The organism is Alsobacter sp. R-9, assembly GCF_054612375.1.
The window spans coordinates 67,745-90,860 of record NZ_JBTSWJ010000013.1; the positions used below are offsets into that span (position 1 = coordinate 67,745).

Consider the following 23,116-nt stretch of genomic DNA (forward strand, 5'->3'; position numbering starts at 1 on the left):
TCAGACCTTGAAGTTGATCATCCTGAAGATAATCACGTTGCCGATGATGAGCAGGACGGCCGAAACGTACATGCAGGCCTCGAAGAGCGGGTTCGTCCACACATCCCCGTAGTAGGCAGGCGAAATAAGGCTGATCGCGCCGAACAGAAGGAACGGGAAAGCGCTCAAGAAGTACGCTGACAATCGCCCTTCGGCCGACAGCGACCTGACCTTACGCTTCATCCGGAAGCGATCGCGTAGCAAAGCCGAGAGGCGGGTCAGGATTTCGCCGAGATTGCCGCCGGTCTGGCTCTGGATCGAGACGGCAGTGGTGAAGAAACGCAGTTCCTCGTAGCCCACGCGATCCAGCAGGTTCTCGAGCGCGCTGGGCAGATCACGGCCGTAGGCCACCTCGTCGGTGACAAGGCCGATCTCGCTGCCCATGGGGTCCTGCATCTCCCGCGCGACCAGCCCGAGTGCAACGGTGATCGGGTGGCCGGCGCGAAGGCTGCGCACGACGATGTCGAGCATGTCGGGAAACTGCTCCCCGAACGCTCCGATGCGGCGCGTCCGCATGATCGTGAGCGTGAGGAATGCCACGCCGAACGCCAGGCCGATGGCGAGGAATGGGGCCGCCACGCCGTGCCCCGACGTCATCAGCAGGATGAGCGTCAGAAGGAAAACGGCTGACGCCACGAACGCCACGGGAAGCAGGGCGTTCCGACCCCCGGCCTGTGCGTAGAGCCGCAGGAGACCGGTGAACGGCCCTATCATGCTCCCCGGGGTCGATCGCCGCAATGTCGGCGTCACCGGAGAGTAGCGGCCGGCATCGATGTCGGCGAGGCGCTGGTTGACGCGCCGTCGCGTACTGACGTCGCGGGAGACGAAAAGGAACCCGAACTGGATGATGAGGAAGACGGCGCCGAAGACGGCGAAGTAGACGAGCCAGGGTTCCGTCATCACGGCGCCCCCAGGCTCGACGTCGGGTCGAAGTAGGACGCCGGGAAGTCGAAGCCCATCGAGCGGAGCTCCGCCAGGAACTTCGGCCGGACTCCGGTCGCCTTCATCGTCCCCAGGACCTTCCCGTCGGGATCGATACCGGTCCGGACGAAGTGGTAGATCTCCTGCATCTGGACGATGTCGCCCTCCATGCCGGTGATCTCGCTGATGCTCGTGACGCAGCGGCGGCCGTCGGAAAGGCGCTGCAGTTGGACCACGACCTGGATGGCTGCCGCGATCTGCCCGCGGATCGCGCTCAAGGTCATCGGCATGCCTGACATGCCCACCATCTGCTCGAGGCGCTTGATGGCATCTCGGGGATTGTTGGCGTGGATGGTCGTCATCGACCCTTCGTGGCCCGTGTTCATGGCCTGAAGCATGTCGAATGCTTCCTCGCCGCGGCACTCGCCGACGATGATGCGGTCTGGCCGCATGCGCAGGGCGTTCTTGACGAGCTCGCGCTGCCGGATCTCGCCCCTGCCCTCGGCGTTCGGAGGCCGCGTCTCGAGACGCGCGACATGGGTCTGCTGCAATTGCAGTTCAGCCGCGTCCTCGATCGTCAGGAGGCGCTCCTTGTCCGAGATGAACGTCGAGAGCGCATTCAGCATCGTCGTCTTGCCGGAGCCGGTGCCACCCGAGACGATGATGGAGATGCGGCCCTGCACGGCAGCCTTCAGGACATCCGCCGCTGCCGGCTTGATGGCACCGATCTCCACGAGGCGGTCCAGAGAAAACGGCCGTTTCGAGAACTTGCGGATCGAGACCAGAGGTCCGTCGACGGCAATGGGGCGAACGGCGACGTTCACGCGCGAGCCGTCCGGCAGGCGCGCGTCCACCATCGGGGAGGACTCGTCGACACGCCGGCCGACGAACGCAACGATCTTGTTGACGATGCGCAGCAGGTGCGCCTCGTCCTTGAAGCGCACGGACGTCGGCTCGAGCACGCCCCTGCGCTCGACGAACACCATGTCCTGCGTGTTGATGAGGATGTCGTTGACGGTCGGGTCCTTGAGGAGCGGCTCGATGGGACCGAGACCGATCATCTCGTCGAGGACCTCATCGGCGAAGACGTCGAACTCCCGCTGGTTCAGGACGACGTGCTCGTTCTTGACGTACTCCGCAACGAACTCGCGGACCTGGTCACGCAGATCGTCGACCGACAGCTTGTCGATCAGGGCGAGGTTGAACTCGTCGATGATGCGATTGTGGAGGGCGACCTTGTGGGCGATGAGGTCGAGCTTCGTGCCCCGCTGCTGCTGCGGTTCAGGCGACTGCGGAACGACCACGGGAACGTTGGTGACGTCCTTGACGGGATCGGCCTTGTTGCGGCGCCAGCGGTCCGAGAAGGAGAAGCCCATGGTTCAGCCCTCACCGTTTCCAGAATGACGTCTTGGTCTGGGCCTTGGCCGCGTCGGGCTGGTCGATCCAGGTGGCCAGCGCGGTCAGGTCCTGCACGAGCTTGCGGGATTTCCCCGCCATCACCAGGGACTGCCCTGTGTTGATCGCCTCCGAAGCGCTGACAGCATCCGACGACACCGTGAAGATCGTGTTGCCGGAGAGCGCCGTGTCGATATCGGACCGCTTGATGAGGCTCCCGAACATCCGGTTCTCGAACCGGTTGACCACCGCTGCACGGCGCGTCTTGTCCACGCCGAGACCGTCGAGGTGCTTCATCGCGGCGGTGAGGCGCTTCAGCGAGGGGACATCGAAGGTGCCGATCACCACGACCGCATCCGATCCCGCGAGCAGATCGTCGGTCCAAGTCGCGCGCGCGACGGGAAGATCGATCGCCACGAGATCGTAACGCGTCGCCAGCTGGTCGAGCAGCGAGAAGACGAGCGCACTGTCGATGCGGGAGAGGTCGACGGACGTGGGCTTGCTGCAGATGACGTCGACGCCGCTCTCGTGCCGCGCCGTCAGCAGTTCGACGAGGTGCTCGTCGAGACGCGAAGGATCGTCGAGGACGCTCGGGACATCGAAACGCGGCTCAATGTCGTAGAAGTCGGCGATGGAGCTCGTCTGGATGTTGAGGTCGAGAACGCAGACGCGCCGCTTGGCGTCCCCCTTGCGCCGAACCAGATCGATGGCCGTTTCCATGGCCAGCGTCGTGGTGCCGACGCCACCCGCCACGGGCATAAACGTCACGATCCGCGCGTTGCCGGCGACTGGTTTGTCAAATGGCAAGACCATGCGAGCGAAGACTTCGCTCAGGTCCTCGCGGAGCTTGTTGGCACGCACCCAGTCGCCACGCCCCGTCCGGACCAACTCCCGGTAGACCTCCGCATCCAGTTGATCGGCCACATAGATGAAGTAGCCGACGGGAGACGGATTGGCGGCAAGACTGCGCACGATCCGGCCGACTGCGGCCTCGTTCCGCGTATCGAGGATCAGAACGATGTCCGGCAGCCCCGACTGCTGGAGCCTGGCCTTCAGGTTGTCGATGTCGTCGATTTCAACGGTGCTGCGCAGCCGCTCGAGTTCGGCCACCAGAGGTTTTGCGTGAGCCTGCTCACCGGGATATGTGACGACGAGGGCGAGCATGACCGGGGCGGCACGCGGAGCGCGGCTCAGCAGCCCGGCGCGCCGGGTGCCGTCGTGGCCTGCGTGGCGCCCCCGCTCTGTCCGTCGGCCCCGCCGGTCGACGCACCCGCGACCGCATAGGACTGCCCCTTGAGCGCGCCACCCGCCGGCCGGCAACGGTAGGCCTGGACCGCAGCCCGGGCGCGGCTGCCATCCATGCCGATCTGTGTGTTCTTCGATGCCGGCGACCACGGGTCGATGATGTGCTGAGCCATGTTGGCCCGCACGGCGTTGCCGTCGCTGAAGTCGACCGTGTCGATCCGGTCGATGTACTGGTTGCAGCCGACGAGCGACAATCCCGCGGCCACGGCGACCACAAGGCGATACATGCGGGGTACCATCAGTTGGATCCGGTGCGCGCGGGGCTGATATGGCCATAGGCTCCGATCGCCGCCCCGGTGGAGGTGAGGTACTGTTGCAGGGGCGTCGGGCGCGGCGAGTTCACGTCGGCCTTTCCGCCGATGAAGGCGTCCATGTCGTTGGCCCGCATCTTCGTATCGAGCGGCGATTCCAGCGGCTGGCCGGGCTTCGCCGGCTTGACGAGGTAGGGCGTCACGATGACGACCAGTTCGGTATCCTTCTGCTGGAAGGCTTGGCTGCGGAACAGCGCTCCCAGCACCGGCACGCTGCCGAGCCACGGAAGCTGGTCGACGTTGCGCGCCGACTGTGCCTGCAGGAGCCCGGCAATGGCGAAGCTTTGCCCATCGCGCAATTCGACGGTGGTGTTGGCCTTGCGCTTGATGAGGCCAGGAACGGCAACACCGCCGGAAACCACCGAGAGGCTCGGATCGATGTCGCTGACTTCGGGACGGACCCGGAGGTTGATGATCCCGCCCTGAAGAACGGTCGGGGTGAAAGCCAGCTGGACGCCGAACTCCTTGTACTCGATCGTTGTCGTCGGGAACCCGTTCGTCGTGTTGGACGAGACGGGAACCGGGAACTCGCCGCCGGCGAGGAAGTCGGCGGTCTCCCCCGACATCGCGATGAGGTTTGGCTCGGCCAGACGCCGCACCAGCCCCTGCTCCTCCAGGGCGCTGATCATGACGTCGACACTATATCCCGCGCCGGTGATCGTCTTGATCGCGTTGGCGACAGGCGCGACGCCGGAGATCGGGGTTACCGCGGCCAGTGTCAGGTTCTGGACGCTGATGCCCTGGCCTACGTTGACCAACTGTCCATAGCTTCCGACGCTCGCGCGGTTCGTGTTGCCCGTGTAGCCCCAGCGGATGCCGAGATCCCTGCCTGCCTGGCGCGCGACCTCGAGGATCCTCACCTGCAGCATGACCTGCTGGGGCGACCCCACCCGTGCCATGTTGATCACGCCACCCGGCGCCACCGCGTTTGCCACGCTGTAGGCCCGATCGACCGCCGGAGCGTCAGGCGCAACGCCTCCGAGCACAGCCCGGTCGTTGGCACTTTGAACTGAAATACCCCGCGCACCGCCGATTCCGGAGACCTGCCCGGCGACGGCGCGGGCATCGAGCGTCACGGTGACGTCGACGATGCCGACGAGGCGCTTCGAGGAATCCAGCACGGAGATGTTGGTCGTCCCCACCTTCTTGCCGAGCACGTACAGGCTACGGTCGCTGAGTGGAATGACTTCCGCGATCTCCGACGACCCGACGAGGACGTCACTGAAAGCATTTTCGAGGCGGACCGTCTGGGACTTGTTGGCTGGCACCTGAACCCGCGTCGTCGATGCGACTGCGGTGGACTGGGCGAAGACGGCTGGCGACCAAGGTAGCGTCGTCGCGATCAGGCCCACGGCCAGCAGCGACGCCCTCGCGGCACGACACCCAAAGCCGAAGATCGGACCCATTACGCCACTCCCCCGCATACCCAACCCTGCCACCTTGCGGCTGCAGGAATTACATAAGCCCTTAAGCTGCAGGCCCGGAAGGGTTTATGCTTAACGAGCTTCGCTGTTCACGCTGTATTGCTCCCGCCTGTTGCCGTCGCGCACCACGTTGACCACCTTGCTGGTGTCCCGGACGATCGGGACGACCGTCGTCGCGGCCGGAGCTGAGGGCGCCGCGGCAGGGGCCGGTGCGAGATCGCCGACCGTGACGCGGGTGGTCGGGGCGGCGGCCGCGGTGCCGCCCGCACGGTTCAGGATCAGGGAGAGACGTCCAACACCCTGCGCGAGGATGACCTTCTGCGCGTCCTGGGCGTTGAGCTCCAGCGTGACGGCGCGCGCCACCGTCGGCTTGTCCGACTGATCGGACGCCAACTGGTCGACGGCCAGCACCTTGACGTTCTGAAGCAGGATGTCGGCGACCTCGTCACGGCTTTCGCCACGGGTCAGTACAACATCCACGCGGTCATTCGGCAGGACGAACCCGGCTACGCCCTTGACGTCGTCGACGCGGATCGCCACCGCCCGCATGCCGTGCTCGATGAGCGTCGAGAGCGTCGCGCGCTGGCCGGGGCCGGTCACTTTGGTGTCGAGGATGGGCTCGTTGGCCGTGATCGAGGAAAGGGCTAGCCGACGCCCGTCCTTGAAGAGCTGCTCCTTGGTCTGGAACGTGCCCTTCAGTGCCGCATCGGCAGGCCAGGAGATGACGCGCGTGTTTTCCGCGGTCAGTTCCGCTCCGAAAGCCAGCGGCTGCGCAGCCACGACGATCGTCCGGGCCTCTGGCACCGGCGCCGCCGTCTGGCTGAGCAGGAAGTTCCGGGCAAAGAAGGCCGCCACACCACCCAGCAGGATGGCGATCAGGAGGACGAGTGCCGACTGGAACCTCATGGCTCACTCCAAACGCATCGTACTGAGGAAAGCTCGGCCCGGTCGCTAGACCGGGCCGCAACCGCTTACGGATTGAGCTGGTTGTTGAGTGCGGACCACTGAGTGTTCACCCACCCGCCGACAGCGACGATCGTCGCGATGACAGCAACCACGAGGACGCCGAGAAGGACGGTGTACTCGATCAACGCAGCCCCCGAGCTATCGGTAGCGAAGTCTGCGAGCAACTTCTTCATGGGATTGATCCAACTCTAATGGTGCGAGTTCAATTACGGGTTGAGCTGGTTGTTCAGAGCAGACCAACGCGTATTGACCCACCCGCCGACGGCGACGATCGTCGCGATGACAGCCACGACGAGAACGCCAAGAAGAACCGTGTACTCGATGAGGGCAGCACCGCTCTCATCCTTCGCGAACGACTTGAGAAGCTTCGACATGATACTCTCCTGATGCCTCACACAACTTTACCGGGGTCCCAAGGCATGACAGCCAGCTGTCACCCAAGCCCGGGATTAATAAACACTTAACGAAGCAATCTGTCAAATGCTGGAAATGATTCGGTAACAAAGGCCGGAAGTAAAGTTAACTCACTACCATGACGTGCTTTCCCGCGGCGGTTGTGAGCCGTTAACCAGCAAGCATTACTGTGCGCTCATGAGCAGGATCATTCAGATTGCGGCCCTGGCCGTGGCGCTGGGCTTCTTCATCGCAGCCGAAGTGGCGGCCGAACTTCTCGCCATCCATCCTGCGAGCGCCGCCCTCTGGTGGCTGAACTTGGAGGTCTTCGGTCTCGTCCGCTTTCTCAGCAGCCCGGTCTCACCCGTGCGCTTCCTGTTCACGCCGGCGTGGCCGCTTTTCGCGCTCTCCGCGTTCCTGATCCTCGCCGTCGCGAGCCGGCCGAACTGTCGCTTCGTTCTTGCGGCAGCGACCAACGTATGCTTCGCCGTGGCCGCGTCACTCGCGCTTCTCGGGTTTGCCGGCGATGAGGGCAGATCGACAGCCGCCATCGTGCCTGTGCCACTGGAGTGGGACACGTTGACGGGCACCCTCCTGACGCTGGCGCTCGCGGCAGCTTGCCTGGCAAGCCACATCTCTTACTGGGGCTACCTCAGCCGCCGCCGTTGACGGTCGGCGGGCCGAGAGCACCCACCGCGAAGGTCGAACCAAGGGACTCGCTTGGCAGCGAGGCCGGGAACGCCGGAATGGGCACTCCCGCTGCGGCCGGGCACCCCTGGGCGGCGCCAGGCAGGGTCCACTGCAACAATCGGTCGATAAAGAAGTAGCTCTGCGTCAGGCAACGCAGGCTGACGGTCACCGTCATCGGCACGCCGTCAGGCCGGCCGACGAAGCCCAATCCGGTCGACACGTAGCTGACCTGGATGTTGGCACTCTGGATTGCCGGCAGGACCTCGCGCATGCGATCCCGAATGGTGTCGAGCGCCGCCGACGAGTACGCGATCGTCGTCGAGCAGCTATTGGCCGTCGCGCAGATACTGCCGGTGCAGCCCGAGCTGGTGCACGTGACGTCGACCGTTGGGCAAAGACCGGTCGAACCGGTCGAGTTGGAGCAATTGGCTCCGAGATTGTTGGCGTCCCAGGTGAGGTTCATCACGCCGCTGGCCACCGGCGGGCTGACGACGGCCCGGCGGACACCCGCGTGTGTGGCTTTTGCGGCCGCGTTCCAAGTGTACATGAAGAGGCCGAAGTCCACCGTCCCCAGCGCGACGACGGCGAGAACCGGAAAGATGATCGTGAACTCCACGATGCTCGAGCCTGACACGGCCCGGCGAAACCTATTCGCCAATCCAGCGCTCTTCATGGCTCACTCTCAGGGTGATCGCATTCGACAGCCCGGGGACTGCAGTCAGCATGATCCCCGTGTAAGGGGCGGTGACATTGATGCGGACGATCACTGGCTCCGTCATGGTTGCACAGGATGTCGGGCTCGCGAGGGTCACGTTGGCAACGGTCAGGCCGGGAACAAGTGCCGCAGGCGGGCTCTGGCGGTTGACGCCTGTCCTGCCGTACACGACGAGATCCTGCGCGTTGGTGAGGCCCCAGCCCGAACAAAGCGCCGAGGCGGGGACGCGAGCCAGATACCTCGTGGCGCCTCGGACGGATTTCTCCAGCGTGTCGTAGCTCATGTAGAGCCGCCCGAACTCGGCGACACCGCCCGCGAGGCCGATGGCGAGCGGCATCACGACCGCGGCCTCCACAAGCGCGCCGCCGCGAACGTCTCTGCAGAAGCGTCGGATGAGCCCGCGCATGTCAGTAAAGATCTTCAGGGGCTACGCTGCGTCGATAGAGCTGGACGACGTGATGCACCTTGCTGTCATCATCGCCGACGTTCACCACTTTCACGAACTCCGCATAGATTTCGTTCCCTGAGGCCGGTTCGGTCAGAAAAAACTGCCCGTACTGCTGGGGAACGATCCCGAGGGGCGAGTTACCGCGCACGGCGTACTGCGAGCAGTTGACGATCGCCACGTAGATGAGACGGCGGTCTAGGCCTCCGGTGCGGTTGGCCATGCACCGTGGCGCGGGATTCTCGTCCTGGTTGGAGTTGCCGAAGCGAAGCGGCGAGTTTGGAACCGTGGTCGGACAAACGCCGGTGGTCGCGTTGCAACCGGACTCGGCCAGATAGATGTCGAAGCGTGTCTGGTAATTCGTTGCCAGCGCGCGATCCTGGAAATGCTGATTGTTGAAGTATCGCGTACGTCCCGTCGTGAAGACGCCGCTCCCCACGTTGGAGTCCGTCCCACCTGCGCCGCACGTATTGGACGTGGTGTTGGATCCACGAACCGGCATGCAGTCGTCGCGCGGCAGAGGTTCCTCGTTGGGGTTCGCATTCAGATTGAAATTGCAGTTGTTCTGCCGGTAGCCCTTGATCACGACGTTCGGCACCGGCATCGCATTGATCGTCTGGGCGAGGGCACTGTTGCCGTTCACAGGCACATCAAATCTTGGATTGATGCCGTCGGCGACCGAACTCGCGACCTGTCCCGTCGAGACAGTCACGTTCGAGATGTAGCAGAAATTGGGAGAACTCGACGCCAGGTTCAGGGAAAGGGCGTTGGCGCCGTTCTGCACGTTTGGCGGGTCGAGCCAGCCAAAATCGCCCGGGAAATAGGCATTCTGCCCCCCTTTCGGCTTCAAGCGGAACATGCGCCCGCGGTCCCCTGCCGGCGCGAGGGCGTTCGACAGGGTGCGTCCCTGAGCCTCGTAGGGGTTGCAGATCATCAGCGGCTGGACGTTGCACGCTACATAGTGCGACCCCGCCGTCGCGGATGCCGTCCAACCCAGATCTCGCGTGATGCCCAGGGCCCGAACGAAGCTGGCCGTAACGGAACGGGTCGAGGTGGGAACGCGGATGAACCTCGCCGTCGCGTCACTGGCCGCTTCGCTCGTGTCATTCAGGTTCGTGTAAAACGTGATGTTGGCGCGAACGATGTCCACGCCCGGCGCCAGGTCGGCGAACTTCGGGCTGTTGCTCAGGAGACCGACCGCGCGATCACGCGCTCGATCCCGAGCGCCAACGGTGCCGTCCAGTTCCTTTGCGCCAGCAAGCGCCGCGGCATCGGCCAAGTTCTGGAGCTCGGTCGTCAGCGTGTAGTAGCGGCTGTTGTCGACGGCGAGGCCAACCAGCCCAAAGGTGACAGCGGCCATCGTGGTGTAGAAGATGAGAGCCGCACCGCTCTCGTTTCCGGCAAACCGCTTCAGCAATCCGCGTGTGCTCGTTTCCATGGCCATCCGGTCGGTAGGCTGCCACGCCGCGCGGGCGCACTAGATTTAGCTTAATTATCTCCTAAGGACGCTGGAAGCTCAAGCTTTCCGCGCTGCAGCAGCGGGCCCTACCGAAAGTTGAGTTAATTCGTGCGTTACACAGCGTTGGCGCGGACCTTGGCTGGACAAGCACAGATCAAGCTCAGGGGCATCCGCCAGACCTGCCAGCCTGAAGGCTGCCCCGTGGCTCCGGCATGGTCTCAACAAGGATCGAATGGCGCCGATCGTTTGCCGTCACCCTCTGAGCCCTCAGGTCGGGGGTTCAACCGACGCCCTGTCCGCGGTCGGCGCGTCGCGCGGCCGTCCCCTGCTGGTCTCATTGACCAAGGTGCGCCATCCAGATCGGGCTCTCGGTGTAGAAGGCCAACGCGCCTGCCGCGAGCGCGATGCCATAGGGGACGCCGGTGGATTTCTCGTGCAGGCGGGCAAGCCAGCCCCACCCCAGCGCGAAAGCCGGGAGCGGCCAGCGCCGGAACGTCAGGAGAGCCAGTCCAAGGCCACCGCCGACGATCGCGAAGCAGACGAAGTAGTTCACGAGCGCCATGGTCGGTCCGAACCAGAGCGCCGTGGCCGCCATGAGCTTGGCGTCGCCGCCGCCCATCCATCCGAATGCGAAGACGGCAATGCCGATCACGAGGGCCCCTGCCCCGACCGCAGCGTGCCAGCCGATCTGCTCCCAACCGAGCCCGGCGATTGGGGCCAGCAGAAAAAACAGCACGGCCAGCGCGATGGTGATCCGGTTGGGGATCGTCATCGTCAGGAGATCGCTGGCGGCCGCGTAGGCCATCAGGGCCGGAAAGGCCATCAACACCACGTCGAGAAGGCTCATTGCGTCCGGTCGCTGGATTGCCCGCGCCTTGCAGTGCGGCGCCTCTTCACCCTCCGATTGAACCACCGAAACCCTTAATGGCGCGCTTCGCCTCGGCGCCGGGCTGCATCCGCTTCATGCAGTTGCGTGCCGCGACGCTGTCGCCGCCCGATGATCCTCGCCTGTGGAGGCGCGCCCGCCCTCGCCTCGCTCACCGCTGGGACGGCCCGCCTCCGAACGGATAGCTTGCGACGGGCTCCCACGGACCGCCCCGGTAGCGCCACAGGGCGAGGCCCTCGATGCCGCAGGCGAAGGGTTCGAAGACGGCCTCCAGTCCCTGGAGAGTCCGTCGGGCCTTGGCAGGCGTCACCTTGTTCTGGATCGTGACATGAGGGACGAAACGCTGGCGGTCCTGCGGGCTGAGGACCGAGCGCCACGCCATGCCCAGTTCCGCTCGCAACCTGACAAGGGCCGGCGCGTCGACGTCGACGGCCACGCCGTGGCCCGTAAAGCGCAAGCCGATCGCGCGGCCGGCAAGCGGATCGAGGCTCCAGCAACGCTCCTCGAGGTGTTCGTCGACCCGCTCCAGCCAATCCGCCGGCAGCTTGTGGAACAGCGTGAGGTGGGCCGGAACCCGGTTGCGATCCGCGGGGTAGTGAGCGCGCCGCAGCGCATCGAGGCGGCGCTGCGCATGGTCCTCGATCAACGCCGTCAGGATGAGGGGTGCACCCTCCGTCGCGTCAGCGGGCGAATGATAGAAAGGATCGGCAGTCATTGGGCCGTTCTGCGGGGATTCTGCCGCTTCCTGCAACCCGGGCACGGCGCCTCCGCACGTTAGCCGAGCCCCGGCAGGCACAGTGGAGGCGCTTCCTTTACCGGCTCATGGTATCCGAGGCACCAGGGGCCCTGGCAGTTGCAGGCGACGCGTGGCGGGATTTCTCGAACCCTCATCGGTGCTGGACCGTGCCGGCCAGCGGGAACTCTGCGGCACGATGGAAGGCAGGGGTTCGGCCCTTGGCAACTGACCGGCCTGGCCGTGCCGGCCTCTTTCTCGCATGCCTTCCCCTGCTGGCGCTGCTGCCGTCGGCGACCGTCGAGATCCCGGCGATGGTCGACTATCCCAATCACCTCGCCCGGATGAAACTCATCGTAGCGCTCTCGCACGGCGAGACGTCGCCCTTCTATGTCCTGAGGTGGGCATTCTACCCCAATCTGGCTCTCGACCTGCTCGTTCCGCTCCTCGCCCGCCTCGTCGACGTCGAGACGGCCATGCGCATCTTTCTCGCAGCAAGCCAGATCGCGGTCGGCACCGGGATCATGGCGCTCGAGTACGCCGTCAAAGGGAGAATCGTCCTTGGCGGCCCAGTCGCGGCGATCGTGTTGTGGTCCGGACCGTTCGCGTTCGGTTTCCTCAACTTCCAGCTCGCGTTCGGCATCGCCCTGTGGGGGATGGCCGCCTGGATCGCGATGCAGGACGGGCCCATTGTCCCGCGGTTCTTGATCCATTCGATCGTCGTCTCGGCGCTGTTCGCGTCACACATGATGGCGCTTGGGCTTTACGGCTTCACGCTGGGTGTGCACGAAGTGTGGCGAGCCGCCAGCGATCGAAACGGGCGGATCGCGCTCGCCCTGCGGCTCGTTCAGTTATCGGTCCCCGTCGTCGTCCTTTACATCCTGCTGAAGACGATGGGCGGAGCAGTCGGAACCGGGGGAACCGAGTGGTCAGCAGCCGCCAAGATCCGCAACTTCTTTGTTGCGTTCAACGGCTACTCCTCGAACATGGGCGCTGCGTACTGGGTGATCGCCGTCGGAGTGATCCAGTATCTGGCTCGCAGGAGCCATCTGCAGTTCACCCAGTCGGGCCGACTGCTCGCGGCGGGCTTTGCCGGCCTCTATCTTCTGATGCCGTTCATGCTCGTCGGCACAGCCTACGTGGACACGCGCGTCCTCGTGGGCGCGATGGCGATCCTGCCGGCGTTCACCAACGTCAGCCTTCCGGAAGATCGCGCGGGCCGTGTGATCCCCTCGGTTGGGATCGCGATGGCCGTGCTCAGTTGCTTGTGGTCCCAGTCCGTCTCCCTCAGTTACCAGCCGATCTATCGAGCCTTCGTCGACGCGGCCAGGGCTCTCCCGCCACATTCCCGGATCATCGCAGCCACTGAACTGCCGCTGGGCGATCCGCCCGTGGACCGGATGAGGGACTACCCGCTCTTCCATGCCCCGACATTGGCCGTGGGATATGGAGGAGCTTTCGTTCCACAACTCTTCACGACGGTCGGAAAGCAACCAATCGGCCTCACCGACACCGTGCGCCGCCTCGATGCGACCGACAGCGGGCTCGTGCCTATGGCCCTCCTGCGGGCCATCGCGATCGGAACCCCGCCTGTGGGAACGCCCGAAAACATCGGCACGTGGACGGACGATTTCGATTTCGCGTTCGTCGTCGGGGAGCCAGCCATCGCGCCCCTGATCCCGCAACTCTCACTTGTTCGCCAGACCCCTTGGTTCTCGGTGTATCGCGTCGTGTCCAGCACAAGGGCGCCGCGCTGACCGAAGCCGGCGGCGCCAAGGCAGGCTGCCGTTGCACCTCGACGTCGCGGCCGCGGGGTCCTCAGCGACCGGCGGCGCTTCCCAACGCCTCGTCCAGCCGTTGCAGCGCCTCCACCACCTCCGACAGGACGTAGGGCTTCCGCAGGACAACGCTGCCCGACACCATCGGGGGGAGGTCATCGGCGTAGGCGGTGGCGTAGAGCACCGGGCGCAGGGGGTGGAGGAAGCGGAACTCGAAGGCGACGTGCCAGCCGCCGAGCGTTCCGGGCAGCCGGATGTCGGTGAAGAGCCAGTCGATGTCCTTGCCGTACTGGCGCATGAGGCCCAGCGCCGCCTCGCCGTCGGGCGCCGCGATCACCGCGAAGCCCTCCTCCTCGAGCCCCTCCTGGGTCGTCTCGCGCAGCAGCGCCTCGTCCTCCACCAGCAGGACCTGAGGGCGGCGCGAGGGCGCGGGAGCGGTTCGTGCCTCGGCTGATCCGTCCGGATGCGAACCGGAGAGTTGCGCCATGTCACCGTCGCGGCTGCCGCGGATCGGCGGGAGGGCCGCCTCGGATGGTCGAAGGACCGCACGCGGCCCCGCCACGCCTTTCGTCCGTTGATAAGGCGTCCCGGGAACCCGGGGTCTTGCCCCCTCCACGAACGGTGCAGGCTCGTGCAGGCCTGCGGCGGCCTGGCCCGAACCGATCATCACGAGCGTCTGCATGTTTTCGCCCCGCTTCGTCACGATAAACATGCCGGATACGTAGTATATTTTCAATATCGCATCGACACGCGGCGTAATCGACGGTCATGCCCAAGCTTCGAAACATTCCGTTGACCAAGCGCTTGCTGCGGCGCAGCGCGGGGTGAGGCTTCGATGACACACACGGAGGGAAACAGTCATCGGGATCGCCCGTTCTACCGCCGGGGACCCGTCGAAGTGTCACCCTGCGGTTGACGTCGCCGATCAATTGAAGGACCAGTAGCGCTTCTGTTTGGAGGCGCTTGAGATGGTTGTGCGTTCATCCGTCCTCGCTCTGGCCCTGCTGGCGACCGCGCCGGCGCTGGCGGCCGACGTGGGAGAGGTCCGGCGGGCCTGCGGGATCATGCCTCGCTCGCCCCTTCTGAGCCTGTCGTCGGGGGACATGCAGCAGCAGGTCAACGACCGCTTCTCCCGGTCCATCCAGATCGCCAACGCTCCGCAAACCGTCACGTCCACGTCGCCCCGCTTCGTGTGGGCCACGGAGACCAAGGCCGCCTGCGGCATCGCCATCGGCTATTTCGGCGGCGGCGAAGTCAACGAGGAATGGGTCAACAAGTGCGACTGCTTCTACGGTCGCATGATGGCCTACACCAACGCGGTTCGCTGAGGCGGGCGGACGGCAGGCTTTCTTTACCGTCCGGCCGAAAGAGCGGGCCGCACGGGTTGGATTGAAGGACTTCTTGGTGGTGGCCGATGCAGGGTTCCTGCGGGGACGTCGGCCATTGGGTTGTGGTGTGGTGTCGCGAGGGAGCGGTCCTGGCGCAGAAGGCGCAGGGGCCGAGTGGGTTGTGATGACGAAGGACCATCGACGGGCGGCAGTGCGGCAGAGGGCATGGCGGCGGGCGTCCCTGGGCGCCTCGGCACGCGCGCTGCTTCTGGCCTCCGCCGCGGTGCTGGGGACGGCGGGTGCCGCCAGCGCCATGGGTCTGCGGGAGGCCGTCTCGATCGCGCTGGATTCAAACCCGACGATCGGCCAGGCGATCATGAACCGCGAGGCGATCGAGTTCGAGCTGCGCCAGGCCCGCGGACTCTATCTGCCCCGGCTCGATGTCGAGTCGTCCTACGGGGTGCAGCGCTACTCCAACGCAAACCGCCGCCTCGTCGGCACGCAGGACAAGCTGCTCCAGCCGGCCGACGTCGGTGCGACGGTGACGCAGAAGCTGTTCGACGGATTCGGTCGTGAGGCCGAGGTAGAGCGGCAGGCCTCGCGCGTCGACGGCGCGTCGTTCCGGGTGCTCGAGCGCGCCGAGTACATCGCGCTGGCCATCGCGCGGGAGTACATCGAGGTGCTGCTGCAGCAGCGGATCCTCGGCCTCGCCAACGAGAACGTGTCCTTCCACCGCCGGGTCCTCGGCGACATCGACGCAGGCGTCCGCTCCGGCACGCTGACCGACGCCGACAAGTACCAGGCCTCCGAGCGCGTCACCGCCGCCATCGCCAAGCAGAAGCAGGCGGAGGAGGACCTCGCGAGCGCGAAAATCCGCTTCTACACGCTGGTCGGCCAGCAGATCGGCGTCGCCGCCGCCGTGCCGTCCATTGCCAACACCCTTCCCCGGTCGCTGGCGGACGCCATCGGCAAGGCGCGCCTGAACAACCCGCAGATCGCCGGAGCCGGAGCGGACGTCGATGCCGGCGAGGCGCAGGTGAAGGCGGCCCGGTCGCGCTACTATCCGGAACTGTTCCTCGAGGGCCGCGCCCGCACCGGCAACGACATCGAGACGATCCAGGGCAACACCAACGACCTTCAGGGCCGGGCCGTGCTGCGCTGGAACCTCTATGACGGCGGCATCAAGAGCGCCAACGAGCAGGAGCAGATTCGCCGGGCGAGCGAACTGCGGCTCAAGCTTCACCAGACGCACCGCGAGGTCGAGGAGGTCATCCGGATCTCGTGGGAGCGGCGGGGCAAGCAGAACGAGCTGTCCGGCATTCTTGCACGTCAGGCGAGCGAGGCGACCCGGGTCGTCAACGCCTACCAGGACCAGTTCAAGGTGGGCCGGCGCTCGCTGCTCGACGTGCTCGACGCCCAGAATGCGCGCTTCAATGCGTCGGTGCTGACCGAGACGGCGCGCTATGCGTCGGTCCTGTCCGAGTATCGGCTTTCCGCCGCGACGGGCCAGCTCGTTGCGACGCTCGGCCTGACGCCTCCCTCGCAGGCGGACGCCTATGCCCGGGCCAAGGCCGGCGTGCCGCCGACGCCGGAGGCGGAGACCTATCCGCGCTACTCGCCCACGCGCTGAGGCCGGGGTGAGCGCGACCCTCGACACGGCGGCGACGGCCTCCCCGGCCTCCGCCGCCACGGGTCGCGGTCCGGAGCCGGCGGACGGCCTGCTCGTCTGCCTGCAGTTTGTCGCGCGTCATTTCGAGCGCCCCTCGTCCGACGTCGTGCTCACGGCGGGTCTTCCGCTCGTCGAGGGCCGTCTCACGGTCGATCTTGTGCCGCGCGCCGCCGCCCGTATCGGGCTGGTGGCGGCGGTGTCATCGCGCCGGATCGCCGATCTCCACGCCCTCGACGTTCCGGCCATCCTGATCACGGCCTCGGGACGCGCCCTCGTGCTCGTCGACGCTCCGGCGGGCGAAACCTGCCGCGTGTTCGTTCCCGAGACGGGCGGTACGCGGGAGGTGGCGGTCGCCGACCTCGAACGGCTTCACACGGGGCCCAGCATCACGCTGCTGCCGCACTACGACGGCGCGAGCCACGACGGTCGGCCGGCAACGGCCATCGACCGGGAGCACTGGTTCTGGGGGCCGGTGAAGGCCTATCGCACGAGCTTCGGCGTGGTGGCGCTGGCAGCGCTGATGATCAACCTCATCGGCCTCGCCGCGCCGCTCTACACGATGAACATCTACGACCGGGTGCTGCCGAACAAGGCGACGACCACGTTGTGGGTGCTCGCGCTGGGTTTCGCCGTCGTGCTCCTGTTCGATTACGTGCTGAAGCTCGCGCGGTCCGCCCTCCTCGACGCCATCGGCAAGAAGCTCGACATCCGCCTCTCGGAGGCGATCTTCGAGAAGGTCCTGAACACGCCCCTGGCGAGCCGCCCGGCTTCGACCGGCGAGTTCGTCAACCGCGTGACGCAGTACGAATTCATCCGCGAGTTCTTCACCGCCAACACGCTCACGGTCTTCATCGACTGCGCCTTCCTGTTCGTATTCCTCATCGTCATCCACCAGCTCGCCGGCTGGATCGTGCTGATCCCGATGGCGGCGATGGTGCTGGTCGTGGGGGCTGGCCTCGTCGCGCAGCGCCTGATCGGGCGCAAGATGGCGGCCGCGCAGGCGGAGAGCTCGCTGCGGCACGCCATGCTGGTGGAGGCGGTCGGCGCGCTGGAGACGATCAAGGGCATCCGGGCCGAGGGCGCGTTCCTGCGCCGCTGGGACAACGTGGTGCGCACGGGGTCCGTGACGCAGGAGGAGATCAAGTCGATCAGCTCCGGCGCCATCTATTTCTCGCTTCTGGTCCAGCAGATGGTCACGGTCTGGATCGTCGTGGCGGGCGCCTACCGCTTCTCGGCGGGAGAGATGTCGACGGGCGCCATCATCGCCACCGTCATGCTCGCGTCGCGTGCCGTTTCCCCGCTCACCTCGGTCGCCACGACGCTCACGCGGGCGCGCCACGCCTTCTCGGCAATGACGACGCTCGACGGGCTGATGGCGATGCCGGACGAGCGGGTGGGCCAGAAGAACTTCGTGAACCGGCCCATCGAGGCCGGCGCCATCGAGATTCGCAACGGCGGCTTCGCATATCCGCGGGTGGACCGCCGGATCCTCGACGGCGTAAACCTGCGCATCGCACCGGGTGAGAAGATCGGCGTCATCGGGCGCGTGGGCTCGGGCAAGACGACGCTCGGCCGGCTGATCGCCGGGCTCTACACGCTGAGCGATGGGGAACTCCTCGTCGACGGCGTCGACGTGCGCCAGTACCACCCGCACGAGGTGCGCCGGTCGGTGGTCATCGTCTCGCAGGACACGGACCTGTTCCTCGGCTCCGTACGCGAGAACGTCCTCATCGCTCGGCCTGCGGCGAGCGATGCCGAACTTGTGCAGGCGTGCAAGCTGGCCGGCGTTGACGATTTCGTCTCGCAGCACCCGATGGGCTACGACATGCCCGCCGGGGAACGCGGGCGAAACCTCTCGACCGGGCAGAGGCAGGCCGTGGCCATCGCCCGGGCTTTCCTGATCCGGCCGAAGATCCTCTTCCTCGACGAGCCGTCCAGCGCGATGGACCTCGCCACCGAGCGGCTGTTCCTGCAGCGCCTGCAGGACGCGATGCCGCGCGAGCAGACGCTGATCATCGCCACCCATCGCTTCAGCATGCTGCAGCTGGTCGACCGGCTGATCGTGGTCGACAACGGCCGGATCGTCGCCGACGGGCCCAAGGAGACGGTGCTTGCATCGCTCCGGCAGTCGGCGGGCGGATCATGACGCCGCGCGGCGCAGCATCCTCCACCCTCCGCTCCGCACCGCGGCGGGGTTGCACTGGGCTGCCCGAGGCGCCACCTCTGCGGACGATGCCCAAACCGTTGCGGTTTCCCCACGGGACGCTGCGGCGCCGTCTGCGCCCAGTACTGTTCGTCGTGGTCGGCCTTGCGGCCGTGCCGGCACTCGACGGCTGGGCGCAGTCGGGCCCCCTTGTCCTGCCGAAACTGGACGAACCCGCTCCGGCTGCACCGGCCCGGCCCCCGGCCACCGCACGCCCTGCGCCGGGGCTCGATCCGTCGCGGATCGAGGGCCTGAACCCAGCCGCAAAGCCTGCCCCGGTGCGTCGAGAGGCGGCGCCGAAGCCGAAATCGCCTCCCTCACGCGGCGTGGCACCTGCCCCGGCGGCTCCACCGCGCCAGGCGCCGGGCGCGCAGCCCCTTCCCGCCGCTGCCCTTCCCGCGCCGGCCCTGCCGGCCGACACTGCGGCTCCCGCTGCGGCGACGCCCGCCGCGCCACGTCCCTCCGCGAAGCCGCCCGTTCGTCCCGCTCCCTCGACGAGGGCGGCGCCTGCCGCGACGGCGGCACCCGCGGCGACGGCCCCGAAGGCGACAGCCGCGATCCCCCCGCCGCCTCCACCGGCCGCGAAGGAGCCGCCGCCGCCGCTGACGCCGCCCGACACGTCGGACGTGGCGGCGATCCTCGACGGGCGGAAGGTCTCGACACGCTCGCCCAACCTGATGCCGGCGCAGGCGGCGGCGCGGCCGGGACAACCGGTCCCGATCAGGCTGCAGAAGGCGCCGCGCCCGCTCTACGCGGCGGATCTCCTGTCGCCGCCCCGGATCTCCGTCCATGACACCACGCTCCAGGCCCCGGATCCGGGTGAAGCGGCTCCGGTCGCGCTGAACTCGTTCGAGGCTGTCAAGGCCGGGCTGCCGGCCGGCCCCTACCGCGCCGGGCTGATCGAGGAGATCGAGGCCGATCCGGATCGCCCGCGCATCGAGGGCGGAACGGTCCTCTGGACGTCGGTGCCCGGCGACGATCCTTCGCCGGAAGCTCCGCCGGCGGCCCTCGTGGCGGAGGTGAGCCTCGATGGTCCCGGTTCTCGCGCCCGGGTCACGCTGCGGCCGCTGCGCGAGCCTGGCACCCCGCCGACCGTTGCCATGGAGGTGGTGTTCACGGGCCCGCTTGCCGCCGTGACGCGGGTGGGTCTTCCCGAGTTGCGCAACGCGGGGGTGGACCGTGGCATCCCGCTCTTCGGGGTGGTCACGACGCAGGACGGCGTCTTTCGCGTGACTTTGGCGCGCGAGCAGACGGACGGCGAGCAGAACGTCCGCCTGCTGATGACCCGCCCCTGGATCGATCTGCCGATGCGCCTGCAGGACGGCCGACGCGTCATCGTCGCGTTCGAGAAGGGCACGGCCGTGCGCGAGATGATGCGAAACGCCCTGCGCCTTTGGCGGATGCCGTGGCTGCCATGACGAAGCACGTTCCCCCCTCCTCCCCGCCCCCTGCCCCGCCGGCGCGGCCGGAAGTCGCCGCGCGCGATGCGGGCGCCGCCGGTTCGCGGCGTCGCGCGGTCCGTCCCGGACGGTTCACCGGCGACAGGGAGTTGCGCTCCTCGACCATCATCATCCTCGGCGGCGCGCTGCTGTTCGCCTTCCTGGTGGTGTGGGCCGCCTTCGCGGAGGTGGACGAGGTGACTCGTGGAGAAGGGAAGGTCATCCCGTCGAAGAAGACGCAGACCATCCAGAGCGCCGAGCCGGGCGTGGTCGAGGAAATCCTCGTGCGCCTCGGGCAGCACGTGAAGCAGGGCGACATCCTGGTGCGCCTCGACAACACCATCAACACCTCGAACCTCGGCGAGGTGGAAGCGAAGGCGCGCGTGCTCGCGGCGCAGGTGGCGCGTCTGGAGATCGAGGCCGATGGACGGGCGGAGGCCGGCTACGTCTGCCCGGAGGATATCCGCGCCGTGGCGCCGGCCGTGTGCGCGAACGAGGCGAACCTGCTCTCGACGCGCTGGGACGCACACCGCAAGAAGGTGTCGTCCCTCGCCGAACGGGTGGAGCAGCGCCAGCGCGAGCTCAACGAGGCGCAGCAGAACGCCACCCGGATCGCCGAGAGCCTCGACCTCGCGGACAAGGAACTCGAGCTCATCACGCCGCTCGCCAACCGCAACATCGCCCCGAAGACCGAGCTGCTGCGCGCCCAGCGCGCGGTGGTCGAGTTGAAGGGCCAGCAGGCGACGAACCGTGAGACGATCGCGCGCGTGCAGGCGGCGCTTCGCGAGGCCCAGAACAATGTGCAGGAGGCGGGGCTGCAGTTCCGGCAGGACGCGCTGGCCGAACTCGCCAAGCTGTCGGCCGAGTATTCGGTCATCCGGCAGACCGCCAAGGGTGCGCAGGAGCGGCTGCGGCGCACGGACATCCGCTCGCCCGTCGACGGGATCGTCAACACGCTGACGACGAACACCGTCGGTGGCTTCGTCAACGCCGGCGGCCACGTCATGGACATCGTGCCGCTGGAGGACGCGCTGCTCATCGAGACGAAGGTGAAGCCGGCGGACATCGCGTTCCTGCGGCCCGGCCAGCCCGCGCAGGTGAAGATCACCGCCTACGACTTCTCGATCTATGGCGGGCTCGCCGGCGTGGTGGAGCACGTCTCGGCCGACAGCGTCTACGACGAGCAGGCCCGGGAGACCTTCTACATCGTCACCGTGAAGACCGACCAGTCCTCGCTCCACTACAGGGGCAAGGACCACCCGATCATGCCCGGCATGATCGCGCAGGTGGACATCCTCACGGGCAAGAAGACCGTGCTCGACTACCTGCTGAAGCCGATCATCAAGGCACGCCAGGACTCCCTGAGGGAGCGCTGACGTGACCTCCGACGGTGCGATGCAGCCGCCGGACGGCAGCGAGACCGCGGCGGCGAACGTGCCGGGGTCCCTGCGTTTCCGCGTGCTGCGGCGGGGAGACTGGCGCCGGGCCTTCCGGCTCGAGCAGGCCTTCTGGACCACGCTCGAGGAGGAGGCGCGGCTGCAGGGCCGCAAGCTCGCCGATCACGTCAGGCACATCCTCGAGAACGCACCGGCGATCGAGGGGGGAAACGACTCGTCGTTGTTGCGCGTGCACGCTGTCCGCTGGCTCGACGAGAAGCTGCGCCGGCTCGAGCAGCGACAGGAGCGGCGGGAGGTCCTTCATGCGGCGCTGGCGGCGCCCCTGCCCTGCTTCGTGATTTCCGCCAACCGCGCGCTCGTCACCTACAACGCCGAGTTCTCGGCCTACGTCACCGGACGGGCCCAGGCGGCGAGCGACGAGGACGTCTCGAAGGCGCGCCTCACGCTCGACGTCCCGGTGGACCGGCTGATCGACGTGCTTCGCGATCCTCCCGGCCGCGTCGTGATGTGCGGGTTCAGCATCCGCACGTCGGCCGCCATCGCCTCAGGCCGGGCGCGCGTGACGCTTGCACAGCCGTCCCGGACCGATCTCGTCGTCGGCTACATCGTACCCGGCTGAGGATCAGTTGAGGCTGCCGCGCAACCCCGGCGAGGGAGCGGTGCGGCGGGCGTCGAGCGAGGCCACGGGCACCGGGCGGCGGACGCCGTGCACGAAGGCACCCGCGGATCCGATGGAGAACAGCGGTCGATAGCCGACAACCTCCGTGTCGGGCTTCACCGCGTCCGTCAGGTTGTCGAGGATCTCCTCCACGCCATCCGTGCGGACCGCCAGGACGGCGTGACCGATGCCACGCCGCAGGTCCTGGAGGACCACGATGGTCATCGATGCGGCGTCCATCCCGAAGGCCTGCAGCGCCGCCATCTTCAGCAAGGCGAAGTCCTCGCAATCGCCCACGCCCCGTGTCGCCGTCTCCTGCGGAGTGGCCCAGTAGTCATCCTGCCCCCACGCGACCGGGTCAGTCTGATAGCGGATCGTGGTGTTCACCGTCCGGTTGACCTCGCGAAGCATGCGGATCGAGACGCGCCCGTCGGCATCACGAAGCGGCGCGAGGAGCCGCAGCCGGCGCTGGACGTCCGTCGCACAGCGGCTCTCTTCGGCGAGGCAACCCGCGACGAAGCCGGCCGGGTCCGCATCGACGATGGCGCGGAAGCGTCGGGACACGGCGATCTCGCGAACGGGGAAGGCGACGCTGCCGAACACGGCATCGCGCGCGGTCGAGGCCGCCCCTCCCGCCGGCAGGCCGGCACGCAGCACTCGGCCCGTGTCCTGGGCACCTACCCGGCCGGCGCCGCAGATCGCCAGGACCATCGCCAGGACCATCCCAAGGACGAGAAGGACGAGCGCCCGCAGGGCGGCGGCGGTTCCCGGGTGCGCGTACGCGGCGGACGACATGACGACAGGCCCTGCTCTTTCGGCAGAACCTTCGCCCGCGGCGTCTTTCAGCCGGCTGAAGCAACGCGGTAACCGAAGCCCTTCCAGGACCGGCGGAATTCGATGCGATCCGGCGACCGACCACCACTGGTGGCCATCGTGCCTCCCGGATCAGGACGCGCCGGCGA

The 23,116-nt window shown here is 67.0% G+C and carries 23 protein-coding genes; 8 read left to right on the forward strand and 15 right to left on the reverse strand.

Annotation, left to right across the window (positions count from 1 at the left end; all coding sequences use genetic code 11):
- The 8 genes from ACX9GQ_RS19500 to ACX9GQ_RS19535 form a co-directional block, all read right to left on the reverse strand.
- The gene (locus ACX9GQ_RS19500) at positions 1-939 is read right to left on the reverse strand and encodes a type II secretion system F family protein (RefSeq protein WP_459631254.1); all 939 of its coding nucleotides are present in this window, start codon (positions 937-939) and stop codon (positions 1-3) included.
- Entirely contained in the window at positions 939-2,336 is a 1,398-nt protein-coding gene (locus tag ACX9GQ_RS19505; RefSeq protein ID WP_459631255.1) for a CpaF family protein, read from the reverse strand. The genes ACX9GQ_RS19500 and ACX9GQ_RS19505 overlap by 1 nt, the downstream gene beginning before the upstream one ends.
- A gap of 10 nt (positions 2,337-2,346) precedes the next feature.
- Positions 2,347-3,519: an AAA family ATPase gene (locus ACX9GQ_RS19510; protein WP_459631256.1), complete on the reverse strand. Its 1,173-nt coding sequence runs from the start codon at positions 3,517-3,519 to the stop codon at positions 2,347-2,349.
- 26 nt (positions 3,520-3,545) lie between these two features.
- Positions 3,546-3,899: a hypothetical protein gene (locus ACX9GQ_RS19515; RefSeq protein ID WP_459631257.1), complete on the reverse strand. Its 354-nt coding sequence runs from the start codon at positions 3,897-3,899 to the stop codon at positions 3,546-3,548.
- The gene (locus ACX9GQ_RS19520) at positions 3,899-5,377 is read right to left on the reverse strand and encodes a type II and III secretion system protein family protein (protein WP_459631258.1); all 1,479 of its coding nucleotides are present in this window, start codon (positions 5,375-5,377) and stop codon (positions 3,899-3,901) included. The genes ACX9GQ_RS19515 and ACX9GQ_RS19520 overlap by 1 nt, the downstream gene beginning before the upstream one ends.
- 90 nt (positions 5,378-5,467) lie before the next feature.
- Positions 5,468-6,301, reverse strand: coding sequence for a Flp pilus assembly protein CpaB (cpaB, locus tag ACX9GQ_RS19525; RefSeq protein WP_459631259.1), 834 nt, complete (start codon positions 6,299-6,301; stop codon positions 5,468-5,470).
- Positions 6,302-6,366: 65 nt separating this feature from the next.
- Positions 6,367-6,534, reverse strand: a complete 168-nt coding sequence (locus tag ACX9GQ_RS19530; protein ID WP_459631260.1) for a Flp family type IVb pilin — start codon at positions 6,532-6,534, stop codon at positions 6,367-6,369.
- Positions 6,535-6,567: 33 nt separating this feature from the next.
- Positions 6,568-6,735, reverse strand: a complete 168-nt coding sequence (locus ACX9GQ_RS19535; RefSeq protein WP_459631261.1) for a Flp family type IVb pilin — start codon at positions 6,733-6,735, stop codon at positions 6,568-6,570.
- Between the two features lie 217 nt (positions 6,736-6,952).
- Here ACX9GQ_RS19535 and ACX9GQ_RS19540 point away from each other — a divergent pair, with 217 nt between their 5' ends.
- Positions 6,953-7,423: a hypothetical protein gene (locus tag ACX9GQ_RS19540; protein WP_459631262.1), complete on the forward strand. Its 471-nt coding sequence runs from the start codon at positions 6,953-6,955 to the stop codon at positions 7,421-7,423.
- Here the strand turns inward: ACX9GQ_RS19540 and ACX9GQ_RS19545 are convergent.
- From ACX9GQ_RS19545 to ACX9GQ_RS19565, 5 genes are all read right to left on the reverse strand, one after another.
- A complete protein-coding gene (locus ACX9GQ_RS19545; protein WP_459631263.1) occupies positions 7,407-8,117 on the reverse strand; it encodes a TadE/TadG family type IV pilus assembly protein in 711 nt (236 codons plus the stop codon). The two genes, ACX9GQ_RS19540 and ACX9GQ_RS19545, sit on opposite strands and share 17 nt — an antisense overlap.
- A complete protein-coding gene (locus tag ACX9GQ_RS19550; protein WP_459631264.1) occupies positions 8,092-8,565 on the reverse strand; it encodes a TadE/TadG family type IV pilus assembly protein in 474 nt (157 codons plus the stop codon). Before ACX9GQ_RS19550 ends, ACX9GQ_RS19545 begins: the two co-directional genes overlap by 26 nt.
- Position 8,566: 1 nt before the next feature.
- Complete coding sequence (locus ACX9GQ_RS19555) at positions 8,567-10,042, reverse strand: pilus assembly protein TadG-related protein (protein ID WP_459631265.1); 1,476 nt, start codon at positions 10,040-10,042, stop codon at positions 8,567-8,569.
- Positions 10,043-10,397: 355 nt separating this feature from the next.
- Positions 10,398-10,910: an A24 family peptidase gene (locus ACX9GQ_RS19560; protein WP_459631266.1), complete on the reverse strand. Its 513-nt coding sequence runs from the start codon at positions 10,908-10,910 to the stop codon at positions 10,398-10,400.
- Positions 10,911-11,100: 190 nt separating this feature from the next.
- Positions 11,101-11,664 carry a 2'-5' RNA ligase family protein gene (locus ACX9GQ_RS19565; RefSeq protein WP_459631267.1) on the reverse strand — a complete coding sequence of 188 codons (564 nt, stop codon included), beginning with the start codon at positions 11,662-11,664 and terminating at the stop codon, positions 11,101-11,103.
- Between the two features lie 239 nt (positions 11,665-11,903).
- Between ACX9GQ_RS19565 and ACX9GQ_RS19570 the strand changes: the two genes are divergently transcribed.
- Positions 11,904-13,439, forward strand: coding sequence for a hypothetical protein (locus tag ACX9GQ_RS19570; RefSeq protein WP_459631268.1), 1,536 nt, complete (start codon positions 11,904-11,906; stop codon positions 13,437-13,439).
- 61 nt (positions 13,440-13,500) lie between these two features.
- Here ACX9GQ_RS19570 and ACX9GQ_RS19575 read toward each other — a convergent pair whose 3' ends face one another.
- On the reverse strand, positions 13,501-13,947 hold the full coding sequence (locus tag ACX9GQ_RS19575; protein WP_459631269.1) for a response regulator: 447 nt from the start codon (positions 13,945-13,947) through the stop codon (positions 13,501-13,503).
- A gap of 481 nt (positions 13,948-14,428) precedes the next feature.
- Here ACX9GQ_RS19575 and ACX9GQ_RS19580 point away from each other — a divergent pair, with 481 nt between their 5' ends.
- The 6 genes from ACX9GQ_RS19580 (at position 14,429) to ACX9GQ_RS19605 (ending at position 22,115) form a co-directional block, all read left to right on the forward strand.
- Positions 14,429-14,788 carry a hypothetical protein gene (locus ACX9GQ_RS19580; RefSeq protein WP_459631270.1) on the forward strand — a complete coding sequence of 120 codons (360 nt, stop codon included), beginning with the start codon at positions 14,429-14,431 and terminating at the stop codon, positions 14,786-14,788.
- A gap of 184 nt (positions 14,789-14,972) precedes the next feature.
- Positions 14,973-16,418 (forward strand): TolC family outer membrane protein, encoded by a 1,446-nt coding sequence (locus tag ACX9GQ_RS19585; RefSeq protein WP_459631271.1) that lies wholly within the window; start codon positions 14,973-14,975, stop codon positions 16,416-16,418.
- Positions 16,419-16,425: 7 nt separating this feature from the next.
- Positions 16,426-18,603, forward strand: coding sequence for a type I secretion system permease/ATPase (locus tag ACX9GQ_RS19590; RefSeq protein WP_459631272.1), 2,178 nt, complete (start codon positions 16,426-16,428; stop codon positions 18,601-18,603).
- Positions 18,604-18,689: 86 nt separating this feature from the next.
- Complete coding sequence (locus ACX9GQ_RS19595; protein ID WP_459631273.1) at positions 18,690-20,078, forward strand: hypothetical protein; 1,389 nt, start codon at positions 18,690-18,692, stop codon at positions 20,076-20,078.
- Positions 20,075-21,475: an HlyD family type I secretion periplasmic adaptor subunit gene (locus tag ACX9GQ_RS19600; RefSeq protein WP_459631274.1), complete on the forward strand. Its 1,401-nt coding sequence runs from the start codon at positions 20,075-20,077 to the stop codon at positions 21,473-21,475. Before ACX9GQ_RS19595 ends, ACX9GQ_RS19600 begins: the two co-directional genes overlap by 4 nt.
- A gap of 1 nt (position 21,476) precedes the next feature.
- The gene (locus tag ACX9GQ_RS19605) at positions 21,477-22,115 is read left to right on the forward strand and encodes a ribbon-helix-helix domain-containing protein (protein ID WP_459631275.1); all 639 of its coding nucleotides are present in this window, start codon (positions 21,477-21,479) and stop codon (positions 22,113-22,115) included.
- A 3-nt stretch (positions 22,116-22,118) separates the two neighbouring features.
- Here ACX9GQ_RS19605 and ACX9GQ_RS19610 read toward each other — a convergent pair whose 3' ends face one another.
- Complete coding sequence (locus tag ACX9GQ_RS19610; RefSeq protein WP_459631276.1) at positions 22,119-22,949, reverse strand: transglutaminase-like cysteine peptidase; 831 nt, start codon at positions 22,947-22,949, stop codon at positions 22,119-22,121.
- Positions 22,950-23,116: the final 167 nt, after the last annotated feature.

Bases quoted from the DNA above. Each gene is read 5' to 3' on its own strand.
- ACX9GQ_RS19500 (WP_459631254.1), bottom strand. From the start codon at position 939: ATGACGGAACCCTGGCTCGTCTACTTCGCCGTCTTCGGCGCCGTCTTC.
- ACX9GQ_RS19505 (WP_459631255.1), bottom strand. From the start codon at position 2,336: ATGGGCTTCTCCTTCTCGGACCGCTGGCGCCGCAACAAGGCCGATCCC.
- ACX9GQ_RS19510 (WP_459631256.1), bottom strand. From the start codon at position 3,519: ATGCTCGCCCTCGTCGTCACATATCCCGGTGAGCAGGCTCACGCAAAA.
- ACX9GQ_RS19515 (WP_459631257.1), bottom strand. From the start codon at position 3,899: ATGGTACCCCGCATGTATCGCCTTGTGGTCGCCGTGGCCGCGGGATTG.
- ACX9GQ_RS19520 (WP_459631258.1), bottom strand. From the start codon at position 5,377: ATGGGTCCGATCTTCGGCTTTGGGTGTCGTGCCGCGAGGGCGTCGCTG.
- cpaB (WP_459631259.1), bottom strand. From the start codon at position 6,301: ATGAGGTTCCAGTCGGCACTCGTCCTCCTGATCGCCATCCTGCTGGGT.
- ACX9GQ_RS19530 (WP_459631260.1), bottom strand. From the start codon at position 6,534: ATGAAGAAGTTGCTCGCAGACTTCGCTACCGATAGCTCGGGGGCTGCG.
- ACX9GQ_RS19535 (WP_459631261.1), bottom strand. From the start codon at position 6,735: ATGTCGAAGCTTCTCAAGTCGTTCGCGAAGGATGAGAGCGGTGCTGCC.
- ACX9GQ_RS19540 (WP_459631262.1), top strand. From the start codon at position 6,953: ATGAGCAGGATCATTCAGATTGCGGCCCTGGCCGTGGCGCTGGGCTTC.
- ACX9GQ_RS19545 (WP_459631263.1), bottom strand. From the start codon at position 8,117: ATGAAGAGCGCTGGATTGGCGAATAGGTTTCGCCGGGCCGTGTCAGGC.
- ACX9GQ_RS19550 (WP_459631264.1), bottom strand. From the start codon at position 8,565: ATGCGCGGGCTCATCCGACGCTTCTGCAGAGACGTTCGCGGCGGCGCG.
- ACX9GQ_RS19555 (WP_459631265.1), bottom strand. From the start codon at position 10,042: ATGGAAACGAGCACACGCGGATTGCTGAAGCGGTTTGCCGGAAACGAG.
- ACX9GQ_RS19560 (WP_459631266.1), bottom strand. From the start codon at position 10,910: ATGAGCCTTCTCGACGTGGTGTTGATGGCCTTTCCGGCCCTGATGGCC.
- ACX9GQ_RS19565 (WP_459631267.1), bottom strand. From the start codon at position 11,664: ATGACTGCCGATCCTTTCTATCATTCGCCCGCTGACGCGACGGAGGGT.
- ACX9GQ_RS19575 (WP_459631269.1), bottom strand. From the start codon at position 13,947: ATGGCGCAACTCTCCGGTTCGCATCCGGACGGATCAGCCGAGGCACGA.
- ACX9GQ_RS19580 (WP_459631270.1), top strand. From the start codon at position 14,429: ATGGTTGTGCGTTCATCCGTCCTCGCTCTGGCCCTGCTGGCGACCGCG.
- ACX9GQ_RS19585 (WP_459631271.1), top strand. From the start codon at position 14,973: ATGACGAAGGACCATCGACGGGCGGCAGTGCGGCAGAGGGCATGGCGG.
- ACX9GQ_RS19595 (WP_459631273.1), top strand. From the start codon at position 18,690: ATGCCCAAACCGTTGCGGTTTCCCCACGGGACGCTGCGGCGCCGTCTG.
- ACX9GQ_RS19600 (WP_459631274.1), top strand. From the start codon at position 20,075: ATGACGAAGCACGTTCCCCCCTCCTCCCCGCCCCCTGCCCCGCCGGCG.
- ACX9GQ_RS19610 (WP_459631276.1), bottom strand. From the start codon at position 22,949: ATGTCGTCCGCCGCGTACGCGCACCCGGGAACCGCCGCCGCCCTGCGG.